12 protein-coding genes are annotated in these 12,207 nt (G+C 71.3%); 9 read left to right on the top strand and 3 right to left on the bottom strand.

The genetic code is table 11. The features are described from left to right. Positions 1-169 precede the first annotated feature (169 nt). From KXR53_RS16250 to KXR53_RS16220, 7 genes are all read left to right on the top strand, one after another. A complete protein-coding gene (locus KXR53_RS16250) occupies positions 170-751 on the top strand; it encodes a histidine phosphatase family protein (RefSeq protein ID WP_437376274.1) in 582 nt (193 codons plus the stop codon). Positions 752-771: 20 nt separating this feature from the next. Beyond that, positions 772-1,749, top strand: coding sequence for an ABC transporter substrate-binding protein (locus KXR53_RS16245; protein WP_437376273.1), 978 nt, complete (start codon positions 772-774; stop codon positions 1,747-1,749). 316 nt (positions 1,750-2,065) lie between these two features. After that, positions 2,066-3,769: an ABC transporter permease gene (locus KXR53_RS16240; RefSeq protein ID WP_437376272.1), complete on the top strand. Its 1,704-nt coding sequence runs from the start codon at positions 2,066-2,068 to the stop codon at positions 3,767-3,769. Next, a complete protein-coding gene (locus KXR53_RS16235) occupies positions 3,757-4,851 on the top strand; it encodes an ABC transporter ATP-binding protein (protein ID WP_437376271.1) in 1,095 nt (364 codons plus the stop codon). Before KXR53_RS16240 ends, KXR53_RS16235 begins: the two co-directional genes overlap by 13 nt. Before the next feature lie 79 nt (positions 4,852-4,930). After that, complete coding sequence (locus KXR53_RS16230; RefSeq protein ID WP_437376270.1) at positions 4,931-5,719, top strand: ABC transporter permease; 789 nt, start codon at positions 4,931-4,933, stop codon at positions 5,717-5,719. An 8-nt stretch (positions 5,720-5,727) separates the two neighbouring features. Next, positions 5,728-6,561 (top strand): ABC transporter permease, encoded by an 834-nt coding sequence (locus tag KXR53_RS16225; protein ID WP_437376269.1) that lies wholly within the window; start codon positions 5,728-5,730, stop codon positions 6,559-6,561. A 237-nt stretch (positions 6,562-6,798) separates the two neighbouring features. After that, positions 6,799-6,993 (top strand): hypothetical protein, encoded by a 195-nt coding sequence (locus KXR53_RS16220; RefSeq protein WP_026872279.1) that lies wholly within the window; start codon positions 6,799-6,801, stop codon positions 6,991-6,993. A 53-nt stretch (positions 6,994-7,046) separates the two neighbouring features. Here the strand turns inward: KXR53_RS16220 and KXR53_RS16215 are convergent, their stop codons facing one another. The 3 genes from KXR53_RS16215 to KXR53_RS16205 form a co-directional block, all read right to left on the bottom strand. Continuing rightward, positions 7,047-7,679 (bottom strand): AAA family ATPase, encoded by a 633-nt coding sequence (locus KXR53_RS16215; RefSeq protein ID WP_437376268.1) that lies wholly within the window; start codon positions 7,677-7,679, stop codon positions 7,047-7,049. A 154-nt stretch (positions 7,680-7,833) separates the two neighbouring features. After that, entirely contained in the window at positions 7,834-9,429 is a 1,596-nt protein-coding gene (locus KXR53_RS16210; protein WP_437376267.1) for a CYTH and CHAD domain-containing protein, read from the bottom strand. A 95-nt stretch (positions 9,430-9,524) separates the two neighbouring features. Continuing rightward, positions 9,525-10,733, bottom strand: coding sequence for a penicillin-binding protein activator (locus KXR53_RS16205; RefSeq protein ID WP_437376266.1), 1,209 nt, complete (start codon positions 10,731-10,733; stop codon positions 9,525-9,527). On the opposite strand from KXR53_RS16205, the gene rsmI reads away from it, so the two are divergent. After that, positions 10,727-11,659, top strand: a complete 933-nt coding sequence (gene rsmI / locus KXR53_RS16200; RefSeq protein WP_437376265.1) for a 16S rRNA (cytidine(1402)-2'-O)-methyltransferase — start codon at positions 10,727-10,729, stop codon at positions 11,657-11,659. The genes KXR53_RS16205 and rsmI overlap by 7 nt on opposite strands. After that, the gene (locus KXR53_RS16195; protein ID WP_437376264.1) at positions 11,649-12,035 is read left to right on the top strand and encodes a YraN family protein; all 387 of its coding nucleotides are present in this window, start codon (positions 11,649-11,651) and stop codon (positions 12,033-12,035) included. Before rsmI ends, KXR53_RS16195 begins: the two co-directional genes overlap by 11 nt. Positions 12,036-12,207: the final 172 nt, after the last annotated feature.

Below are 12,207 nucleotides of genomic sequence, written 5' to 3'. Positions count from 1 at the left end.
AGCCTGGTCTTGACCTAGCGCAAATCGGTCTTCACCTCGGCCAGGTCCGTCCGGATCGCACGCAGATGCTCCAGCACCAGATTGTTCGTCTTCTCGTCCATAGTGCACCCGACGCTGCGGATACCGTGACGTCCGATCGCATTCCATAACATAGGGACCATTCGGATCGATGCAGCCCTTCTACTTCCTGCGCCACGGCCAGAGCACGGCCAACCGGGACCGGATGATCGCCGGCAGCACCGATGTCGAGCTGACCGAACTGGGCGAGGCCCAGGCGCGGGAGGCTGGCCAGACCCTGGCCGGCTGCGGCATCCGCCGCATCGTCGCCAGCCCGCAGCGCCGGGCGTTGCGCACGGCGGAGATCGTAGCCGAGGCGTTGGGCCTGCCGGTCTCGACCGACCCCGGCCTCGCCGAGCGCCGCTGGGGTGTCTGGGAAGGCCGGCCGATCGCCGAGCGCAGCGACTACTTGATCGTGCCCGAGGGCGGCGAGAGCTGGGAGGCGTTCCGCGACCGGGCCTGGGCCGCTTGTACGCCGATCCTGGCCGCCAGGCCGGCGCCGCTGCTGATCGTGGCCCATGCCGGGATCATGCGGGTGCTCCGCGACCGGCTGGGGCTGGGCTTCGAGATGCAGAGCATCGGCAACGCCCTGCCGATTCGGTTCACCCCGCCGGACACCGCAGGCTTGCCCTGGCGGGTCGAACCGGTCACGAAACTGCAACCGGAACCTGCTAGCACCCCAGCCATTGCCTAAAATCCTTGGGATCGACGCCGATGCTGCCCCGCCTTCTTCTCGCCGCCGCTTTGACGGCCGTCTCCACCGCGGCCCTGGCCGCGCCGGGATCGCTGATGATCTACACCTCGACCCCGAACGAGGCGATGACGGCGCTGGTCGCCGAGTTCAACAAGGCGCATCCGGGGGTGAAGGTCGAGTTCTTCCGCTCCGGCACCACCGAGGTGCTGAACAAGCTGCAGGCGGAGTTCGCGGCCGGGTCGCCGCAGCCCGACGTGGTGTTCATCGCCGATGCGGTGGCGATGCAGCAGCTGAAGGATGACGGCCGCCTGCTGGCCTATGCCGACGCGCCGATCGCGGGCTTCCCCGACGGCTTCGCCGATCCGGACAAGACCTATTTCGGCACCAAGCTGATCCCGACCGGCATCGCCTGGAACACCAAGTCCGGCGCGCCGGCGCCGAAGTCCTGGAGTGATCTGCTGTCCGCCGCGGCCAAGGACCAGGTGATCATGGCCAGCCCGCTCTATTCCGGCGCCGCGGTGATCCATGTCGGCACGGTCGCGGCGCAGCCCGGCCTGGGCTGGGATTATCTCGACAAGCTGGCGGAGAACGGCGCCGTGGCCGGCCAGGGCAACGGCACGGTGATGGAGGCGGTGGCCACCGGCCAGAAGGCCTATGGCATCATCGTCGACTTCATGGCGCTGAACGCCAAGGCCAAGGGCTCGCCCGTCGATTTCGTTTATCCGGCGGACGGCGTGTCGGTGGTGACCGAGCCGGTGGCGATCCTGAAGACCGCCGACGACGTCGCCGACGCCAAGACGTTCGTGAACTGGCTGCTCTCGGACGAGGGTCAGGCCTATATGGCCAAGCAGGGCTACATCCCCGGCAAGCCCGGCGCCCCCTTGCCGCCCGGCCGCCCCGCCGCCTCGGCGTTGAAGCTGATGCCGGTCTCGGCCGAGACCCTGGCCAAGGGCGTCGAGGAGAACAAGCGCAAGTTCTCCGATGCCTTCGGCGGGTGAGGGCGGCCATTCCAACGTGAGTTGTTGCCTCTCCCGCAGGCGAGACCTTCTCACCATTCCCAACACCGTCATTGCGAGCGCAGCGAAGCAATCCAGGGCCGCTCGCAGTGGCCCCTGGATTGCGTCGTCGGCTTCGCCTCCTCGCAATGACGGGTATGGGATGGAATGTTTTGAAAAGGTCTCGCAAGTGGGAGAGGCAATGCAAAGAGAACCGAAATCCAGCTGCCCTGCTGATCGCGCCGGAGCGATTTATCCTCAAACCATCATGCTCTAACGCGGAGGCTCCGAGATCGCCGACCAGAGTTTCACTGCACCCGTGACCGGTTCCCTGGCCACCACCCCCGCCCTCCGCCCGCGCCGCTGGGGCGATCCGGCGCTGGCGGGGGCGGCCGGCGTCTATGTGCTGCTGTTCTGCGCCCTGCCGCTGCTGCGCCTGTTCGCCGAGGGGCTCGTGCAACCGGAGGCGGCGCTGGCCATGCTCGGCGGCCGGGCGACGCTGCGGGCGCTGCAGAACACCGTGATCTCCGGCCTCGGCTCGACCCTGGTTTCGGTCCTGGTCGGCGGCGGGCTGGCGCTCGCCATCGGCCTGACCGATATCCGGCGCAAGGGCGTCCTCGCCCTGCTGTGCCTGCTGCCGATGCTGATCCCGCCGCAGATCGCGGCCCTGGCCTGGATCCGGCTGCTCGACGCCGGCACCCCGGCCCGCGCCCTGCTCGACGCCGTCACCGGCCCCTGGCCGAACCACCCGCTCTATTCCGGCGGCGGGGTGGTCTGGATCATGGGGCTGGAGCATGCGGCGCTGGTCTTCCTCGCCGTCACCGCCGCCATCCGCGGCCTGCCCTGCGATCTGGTCGAGGCCGCCCGCGCCGCCGGCGCGAAGGGGCCGCGCATCCTGCTCGGCATCCTGCTGCCGCTGCTGCGCCCGGCCCTGCTGGCCGGCGCCGCCCTCGCCTTCGTCTCGGCGATCGGCAATTTCGGCGTGCCGGCGCTGCTGGGCATCCCCGGCCGCTACAGCGTGCTGACCACGCTGATCTACCAGCGGCTCAGCGGCTTCGGCCCCTCGGTGCTGGGCGAGGTCGCGGCGCTGGCCCTGGTGCTGGCCGTGCTGGCGGCGCTCGGCCTCGGGCTGCAGCGCTGGGCCGCGGCGCGGGCGCCGGTGCTGGTCCGCACCGGGCCGACCGGGCCGGTCCTGCCGCTGGGCCGCGCCCGGCCTTCGGTGGAGATGGCGCTGTGGCTGGTCGTCGGCGTGCTGTCCGTCGCGCCACTCCTGGCCCTGCTGGCCTCGGCCTTGGTGCCGGCGCTGGGGGTGGAGCTCAGCCTCGGCACGGCCAGCCTCGACCAGTTCGCCTATATCCTGCTCGACCACGACCCGACCCGCCGCGCTTTCCTCAACAGCGCCCTCCTGGCCGGGGCGGCGGCGCTGGCGACGGCGGCAGTCGGCCTGATCCTCGCCTACTATGCCGAGGCGCGGCGCTCTCGGGCCATGCGCTGGCTCGACACCGTCGCCGACCTGCCCTATGCGCTGCCCGGCGTGCTGACCGCGATCGCCGCCATCCTGCTGCTGCTGCGGCCGCTGCCGCTCATCGGGATCAGCCTCTACGGCACGCTCTGGATCATCCTCGCCGCCTATCTCGGCCGCTTCCTGGCCCTGGCGCTGCGGCCGGTGGCGGCGGCGGTCGCCCAGGCCGACCCGGCGCCGGAGGAGGCGGCACAACTGGCCGGCGCCCGCGGGCCGCGGCGCCTGTTCGGCATCCTGCTGCCGGCGGTGGCCCCGGCGGTCGCGACCGGGGCCATCCTGGTGTTCCTGACCGCCTTCAACGAGCTGACCGTCTCGGCCCTGCTGTGGTCGCGGGGCAGCGAGACCGTCGGGGTGATGGTGTTCTCGCTGCAGGCGGAAGGCGCCGCCACCGCCGCCTCAGCCGTCGCCGTGCTGACCGTGCTGGTCACGCTCGGCCTCGCCGGCATCGCCACCCTCTTCGCCCGCCGCCTGCCCCGGGGATCGCTGCCATGGCTGCCGTAGAGATCGATCGCGTCGTCAAGCGCTTCGGCCACCGCATCGCGGTTGACGGCGTCGAGCTGCAGGTCGCGCAGGGCGAGTTCCTGGCGCTGCTTGGTCCTTCCGGCTGCGGCAAGACCACGCTCTTGCGCCTGCTCGCCGGCTTCGATTCGCCCGATGCCGGCACGATCCGGATCGGCGGCCGCGTGGTGGCCCAGGCTGGGGGCGGCGGTGGGGCGATGGTGCCGGCGGAGGACCGCGGCATCGGCATGGTGTTCCAGTCCTACGCGCTGTGGCCGCACATGACGGTGCGGGAGAATGTCGACTACGCGCTGCGCATCCGCCGACTTCCGGCGGCGGAGCGGACCCGGCGCACCGACCAGGCGCTGGCCGCGGTCGGCCTGTCCGACCGCGCCGAGGCCCGGCCCGATGCGCTGTCCGGCGGCCAGCGCCAGCGCGTGGCCCTGGCCCGGTGCCTCGCCATGGCGCCGTCGCTGGTGCTGATGGACGAGCCGCTGGCCAATCTCGACGTGCATCTGCGCGACGCGCTGCAGGCGGAGTTCCGCCGGCTGCACCGGCAGCTCGGCGCCACCGTCGTCTACGTCACCCACGACCAGGCGGAGGCAATGGCGCTGGCCGACCGCATCGCCGTCATGGATCACGGAAGGCTGCAGCAGGTGGCGCCGCCGCGCCGCCTCTACGCCGAGCCAGCGACCGCCATGGTCGCGGATTTCGTCGGCCGCGGCATGGTGGTGCCGGTGACCTGGCGCGGCGGCGCGGGGCCAGGTCTGTGCACCGCCGAGCTCTGGGGTCATGCGGTGCGGCTGCGCAGCGGCCCCGGCTCGCGCACGCCGTCGCAGACCGCCTGCCTGCGGGCGGAGGGGCTGGCGGTGGACACGGACGGCATCCCGGCCCGGCTGGAGCGCGCCGTGTTCGAGGGCGCGGTCACGATCCTGCACTGCCGGCCGGATGCCGACCCCGACCGGGTGCTGCGCGTCGCCCATCGCGGCCCGCCGCCGGAGGAGGGGGCGGCGCTGCGCCTCAAGGTCGAGGATGGCTGGCTGATGCCGGCCGAGGCCGGCGCCGGGGCAGTGGCGGCGGAGTAGCGTTCCTGGCCGGCCTCGGCCATTTGCCGGCGGCGACGCGCCGGGCTATGGTCGCGCGCCCGCCGCCACACGAATGCCCATGCCCCAGCCCCGCCTGATCGGCCGCATCAACTGGATCGGCCTGTGGACCTTGACCGCCAAGGAGGTGCACCGCTTCCTCAAGGTCGCGACCCAGACGATCGCCGCGCCGGTGGTCACCACCCTGCTGTTCTATGCCATCTTCGCGCTCGCCCTCGGCGGCGCGTCGCGCGAGGCCGCGGGGGTGCCGTTCCTGCAGTTCCTGGCGCCGGGGCTGATCATGATGGCGATGGCGCAGAACGCCTTCGCCAACACCTCCTCCTCGCTGATGATTGCCAAGATCCAGGGCAACATCGTCGACGTGCTGATGCCGCCGCTGGCGCCGGCCGAGCTGGCGGTCGGCTACATCGCCGGCGGCATCGTCCGCGGCCTGCTGGTCGGTACGGTGACCTGGGCCGCGATCCGGATCTTCGTGCCGGTCGACCCGATCCATCCGGCCTTCGTCCTGTTTCACGGCATCGCCGCGTCGATGATGCTGGCGCTGCTCGGCGCCATCGGCGGCATCTGGTCGGAGAAGTTCGACCACATCGCCGCGGTCACCAACTTCGTGGTCACGCCGCTGGCCTTCCTGTCCGGCACCTTCTATTCGCTCGACCGGCTGCCGGCGGCCTGGCACTTCGTCGCCCATCTCAACCCGTTCTTCTACATGATCGACGGGTTCCGCTACGGCTTCATCGGCGTCAGCGACGGCACGCTCGCGACCGGGATCCTGGTCCTGCTCGGCACCAACGCGGCGCTGCTGGCGCTGCTGCTGCGCATGCTGGCCACCGGCTACAAGCTGAAGGCGTGATCGCCGGCATGCGGGCCAAGCTTCCGGCAGGGGCGGCGCGCCCGGTCCGGCGCTACGGCGCGGTGCACTGGCTGGGCCTCGCCACGCTGTTCCAGCGTGAGTTCCGGGCCTATCTCAAGGACTGGCTGGAGACGATCGTCGCCCCGACCTTCTCCATCCTGCTGTACGTCGCGGTGTTCGCCATCGCCTCGGGCGAGGCGACCGGGGACCCGGCCGGGACGGCTTGGGCCGGGCCCGGCGGCCTGCTGCCGTTCCTGGCGCCCGGCCTCGTGGTCTATGTCGTGGTCCAGCGCGCGGCCGAAGCCACGGTCTACAGCCTGACCTTCCTCAAGGTCGAACGGCTGGTCGGCGACATCCTGATGCCGCCGCTCTCGGCCTGGGAGGTGGCGGCCGGCTATGCCCTGGCCGGCACCGCCTCCGGCCTCGTCACCGGCCTGCCCTGCCTCGCGGCGCTGCTGCTGGCGGCCGACACCGCCGTCGCCGACCCGCTGCTGCTGGCCCTGGTGCTGCTGCTCGGCGCCTTCCTGCTGGCCGCCGCCGGCACGCTGGTCGGGCTGTGGGCGCAGAAATGGGACCAGGCCGCCGCCTTCTTCGGCTTCGTGCTGATCCCGGTCACCTTCCTCTCCGGCGTCTTCGCCCCGGTCGCCCTGCTGCCCGGGCCGCTCGCGGCCGTGGTGGCGCTGAATCCGGTCTATTACGCGATCGACGCCGCCCGCATCGCCTTCGGCGGCGCCGGGGTCGAGCCGGTCGGCCGCAGCCTGATGGTCCTGGCCGCCGGCGGCGCAGTGCTGTGGGCCGGCGCCGCCCTGCTGATCGCCCGCGGCTGGCGCCTCAAGCCCTGACAGTTACATCAGACATGATCTTGTCCTGATCTCAGCTTCATCCTTTCGGATATTATCTCATTCCGCCGGATTACGGCGCTTTATTCAAAATTGCGTCGATTTCGATATTGCGTTTGCTGGAATCCGACTGAAGATTCAACTGGACAGGGAACTTATTGTGCAGTGCAATGTTAACAGCTTCGCCCGCCGATTTGTTCGCCCGAGTCAGGCATCGATATTGTGCAAGGGAGAGGTTCCGTGAGCCAGGCGACTCCTTCCACCAGCGATCTCGTCATCAGCGCCTATGAGGCGCGCCGCGCCGCCGGCGCCGACGAGTGGACGGCCTGCGACGCCGCGCTCGAGGCGTTCCGCAAGCGGCATCCGGAAGCGTCGTCCGACCTGGCCAACACCTTCATCGCCGACGTGCTGCGCGACCACACCGCACGGCATTGATCCGACATTTCGCACTGCAGTGAGACCGGGAGGCCGGCCCGAGGGCCGGACTCTCAGGCGGCGCCGGCCTCCTCGATGTGGCGCAGCAGCGGCGTCCAATCCTCCCGCAGATCCTCGGCGCGGCGGCCGCGCAGGTCGAACACGCTGAGCCCTTCCGCCGCCGCCTCAGTGTAGGCGGCGCTGTCGCGGATCCGCGACACCACGCTGTGCCCCAGCCCGCCCAGGAAGGCGTCGAGCTGGGCGGCCGCCCGGGTCCGCACCCGCATCCGGTTGCCGACGATCGCCACCGCCGCGCGGCTCTTGCGGATCGGCTTCAGCTCCTCCAGCCGGTTCAGGAACCGGCGCGTCGCCGCCTCGTCGAAGGCCGAGGGCAGCACCGGCAGGACGATCACGTCCGCCATCTTCACCAGCGCTTCGACATCCTTCATCTTCAGCGCCGCCGGCGCGTCGATCACCACCCGCTCGGCATCCTTCGGCACCGCGAACTCCGACTTCGCCCAGTCCAGCCCTGCCAGAGCCGGGGCGACGTCTGGACGCCGCTTCGCCCAGTCCAGGCTGGAATGCTGGCGGTCGACATCGGCGAGGACGGTGAACCGGCCCTGCCCGGCGAAGGCCGAGGCCAGCGTCGTCGCGATCGTGGTCTTGCCGCAGCCGCCCTTGGTGTTCGCGACGAGCACGGAAATCATGCCGACTCCCCCATTGGTGAGGCCCCTTTGCAGTCCCCAGTATCGTCATTGCGAGCGCAGCGAAGCAATCCAGACCCGCACGGGCGGAGACATGGATTGCTTCGTCGGCTTCGCCTCCTCGCAATGACGGGAAGGGGTGGGCGCAATTGCGCCGTCACTCCCTGGTCCAGAACGGCCTGACCGCGCGGAAGGCGTCCCATTGCGCCAGCAGTTCCGGCCCGCTCGATTCGGCGCCGCGGGCGTGCCAGCCCAGGACCATCCCGGCGGCCCGGTGCAGCGCGGGGTCGGCGGACTCGCCGGTCAGGCGCTGCAGCAGCGCCTCGGCCGTGGCGACGTCGTTGAGATGGCCGAAGGCGTCCTGCAGCCGGGACAGCTGCGTCGCGAAAGGCTTGGCCCGCTTGTCCGGATACAGCGGGCGGAAGAAGTCCATGGCGTAGCGCAGCCGCTTCAGGGCGATCCGCACCTGATGCCGCTGATGCGGGTCGAGCTGGGCGAGATGGCGGCCGCGGGTCGCCACCTTGCGGTGCGCCCGGGCGATCAGCCGCCCGGCCAAGCCGTCGATCGGCTCGACCAGCGCCGTCAGCGTCGCGGTCGAGGCATGGTCGCGCCAGCCCCGCCGCTCCAGCCATTCGCCGAGCGTCAGATGCAGCCGGGTGCAGCGCGGATCGGCCAGGGCCTGGCGCACCGCGGCGTATCCCGCCTCGCGCTGGCGCATCGCCGCGGCCCGCAGCACCCCGATGCCGGGATCCTCCGGCCGCAGCGATTCCAGCGGCGCGACCGTGGCGTTGAGGAAGACATCCCAGTCGCGGGCCGGCCCCAGCGCGCCGGCCAGCCACTTCGCCTCGTCGCGCAGCCAGTCCAGCGTCGGCGAGGGCACGGTCTTCTTGAACAGGGCCAGGGCCGAGCGCAGCCGGCGCAGCGCCACCCGCATCTGGTGCACGCCGCCGGGGTCGCCGCCATCCTCCGCCGCCGCCTCATTGGCGGTCCAGTGCCTGAGGCAGCGGGCCAGCACGGTGGCGATCGCCTCGTCCACCGTCATGCGCGAGGTCAAAGGCGTCTTCGGATCGTACATCACCCCGGGCGGGCGGCGCGCCACCAGACGATAGCCGCGCTCCGCCTTGGTCACCTCGCTGACCCGCAGCGGCACCTCGTCCAGGAAGCTCAGCGCCAGGCGGTACAGGGCGGCGGTGCGGCCCTCCTTCAGCTCCAGCTCGATCTCCGCCACCGGGTCGCTGGCGTCGCGGGTCTCGATCGTGCCGGTGTCGAAGGCGCATTCCACCACCGCGTCCGGCAGCGACAGGATCCGGGTCTCGCGCTGGATGCGGGTGGTGAAGAGATGGGCCAGCGCATCGACCGGGACGCCGTCCAGCAGGGCCTTCGCCTCGGGGTCGTCGAAGGCGTCGGGCGCCGGGACCATCGCCGGCAGCGCCACCTCCCACTCGCCGCGGGCCAGGCCGTCGCCGCGGCGCTCGGTTTTCAGGGTCTGGACGAAGCGCTGGCCGATGCGGCGCACCCGCAGGGTCACGCCGCGGCGCTGCAGCGCGCAATCCGGCGTGTCGTAGTAGAAGGAGGTCAGCGACCGGGCGGTGCCGGGGCCGGCCGCGACCCGAGTCAGCAGCTCGGCCCGGCGCAGACGTTCGAGATCCTCGGACGCCGCGCGAAGCTTCAGTTCGATCTCGAGGGGGGCTGGAGGGGGCTGGTCGCCCCCACCCGTCTGCTCGTTCGGCCGGTCGGGCTGAACGATCGGCATCGGCATCTCCGGCGTCACGACGTCGCAATACTATCAAATGATCGTACTTATCTTAAAACGCGACGCCGAAGAATCCCGCAAAAAGTTCAAAACGATCAGAATGCCGCGCCCGAGAAGCTTTCGGGTGCGGCCTCGACCACCGTCGGCCCGGTCGGCTCCGCCTGCAGCACCGCCAGCCCGCGCTGCACCAGCCCGTTCGGGCCGAAGCGGAAGATCCCGTCGATGCCGACGAAGCCGTTCGGGTCCTGCAGCGCCACGGTGTTGAACGGGTTGCTGCCGGAGGCCGGCTGGCTGGCCAGCGCCGCGGTCAGCGCCACCGCGTCATAGGCCAGCGACGCCAGCCGCGGCGGCGGGCCGCCGAACTGCTGGGCATAGCGGCTCTCGAAATCGGCGCGGTGCGATGGGTCGGGCGCGGCGTACCAGGCGCCGGCCAGATAGGGCTGGCGGTTGACCTGCGGATCGTCCCACTGGCCGGTGCCCATCAGCTTGGCGGTGACGCCGGAATAGCCCAGCATCGGTGCCACCACGCTCAGCCGGTTGCCGACATCGGCCAGGATCACCGCGTCCACCGGCGTCGACTGCAGTCGCTGCTGCAACGGCGTCGGGTCGGACAGCTTGCTGTCGTACAGCTCGACCACCGGCGCCTCGGCGCCGTATTTGGTGACGGCCTCGGTGAGCGCACGGCTCACCAGCTGGCCATAGGCGGAGCGCGGCGCCAGCAGGGCGTAGCGGCGCATGCCCTGGCTGACGCCGTAGCCGACGATCCGGTCGATCGCCTGCTGCGGCAGGAAGCTCAGCAGGAACACGTTGCCGCCGGCCTGGGCGGTGTCGGTGCTGAAGGCGACGACATTGATGCCGGCGGCGCGGGCCTGCTGCGCCACCGGCCCGACCGACTTGCTGAACAGCGGCCCCAGGATGATGTCGGCGCCCTGGGCGATCACCGCCTGAGCGGCCTGGCCGGCCTGGTTCGGGCTGTCCCCGGTGTCGCGCGGCAGCAGCTCGACCTGGGTGCCGGTGTCGAACACCGCCATCTGGGCGGCGCGTTGCATCGCCTCGCCCAGGCTGGCGCTGCCGCCGGAGAGCGGCAGCAGCATCCCGACCCGCAGCACCCCGTCATCCGGCCGGGTCGGCGCGGCCGCCGTCGGCGCTTGCGCGATCGGGGTCGGCCTCGGTACGGTCTGGAACTGGGCGCAGGCGGCGAGCGCCGCGGCCAGCACGGCGGCGCCCGCAAGCCGGACGAGGCGCCGCAGTCCCGCGCCACCCCGGCCGATCGACCCCTCACTGACTGTCGCAAGTCTTGTCACGGACGCCCCCTCACTCTCGACAATCCTCCGGCGCCGGGCAGCGGCGGCCTTCTGCCGCCGACCCTACCGGCGCAACATCTCCGAGTAAACCGGGGCCGGGCCTGTATCTGACGGCGGTCCCCATCGGCAATGCCGGGGACATAACGCTCCGGGCGCTCGATTTGCTCCGCGGCGCCGACGCGATCGCCTGCGAGGACACGCGCACCACCCGGAAGCTGATGTCACTTTACGGCATCAGCACCAAGCTGATCCCCTATCACGAGCATAATGCTGCGGAGATGCGGCCGCAGATCCTGCGCCGGATCGCAGAGGGCCAGGCGATCGCCCTGGTCTCCGACGCCGGCATGCCGCTGATCTCCGACCCCGGCTACAAGCTGGCCCGGGCGGCACGGGACCAGGGGCTCGCGGTCACCTGCCTGCCCGGCGCCTCGGCGCCGCTGACGGCGCTGCTGCTGTCCGGCCTGCCGTCCGACCGCTTCCTGTTCGCCGGGTTCCCGCCGCCCAAATCGGCGGCGCGGCGCAGCTTCCTGCTCGAGCTGGCGCCGATCGCCACCACCCTGATCCTGTTCGAGGCGCCGCACCGGCTGCCGGAGTGCCTGGCCGACCTGGCGGCGGTGCTGGGCGACCGCGAGGCGGCGGTGACGCGCGAGCTGACCAAGCTGTTCGAGGAGGTGCGGCGCGGCCCGCTGCCGGATCTCGCGGCGCATTACGCCAAGGCCGGGCCGCCCAAGGGCGAGATCGTCATCGTCGTCGGCCCGCCCGGCGAAGCGGCGCGGCCGAGCGAGGAGGACCTGGCGGGGCAGCTCCGGAAAGCGCTGGCCAGCATGAGCCTGCGCGATGCGGTCGAGGCGGTGGCGGCCGCGACCGGGGAGCCGAAGCGCGAAGTCTACCGCCTGGCGCTCGATCTCGCCGCCGATGAGGACTAACGCCGCGAAAGACGAGGCCCGGCGCCGGGCCGAGGCCTTCGGCTTCAGGGCCGAGCGGGCGGCGGCGTGGCTCCTGCGGGCCAAGGGCTGGCGCATCCTGGCACGGCGGCTGAAGACGCCGCTCGGCGAGATCGACATCGTGGCATTGCGCGGCCGCACCGTCGCCTTCGTCGAGGTCAAGGCGCGGCCCGACCTGGCCGCCGGAATGCTGGCGCTGCAGCCACGCCAGCGCGAGCGGCTGCAGCGGGCCGCGACCCTGTTCCTGGCGCAGCAGCCGCGCTATGCGCAGGGCCATGTGCTGCGCTTCGACCTGGTGGTGGTGCGGCCCTGGCGCTGGCCGGTCCACATCGCCGATGCCTGGCAGGTCGATCGGTAGCAGGGCCATCGGGTGAAGGCATCTCCCTACAATCTGTCATGCCCGGGGCTTGACCCGGGCATCCAGAGACTGTCGACGCCCTCTGGATTGCCGGGTCAAGCCCGGCAATGACAGAAGAGGGATGGTTCAGAACTTTCACCCGATCGCCAGGTCGATCGGTAGTGGAATCCCC

This window comes from Inquilinus limosus (assembly GCF_051487185.1).
Classification (GTDB): domain Bacteria; phylum Pseudomonadota; class Alphaproteobacteria; order DSM-16000; family Inquilinaceae; genus Inquilinus; species Inquilinus limosus_F.
This window is presented reverse-complemented; position numbering and strand designations above follow the sequence as displayed.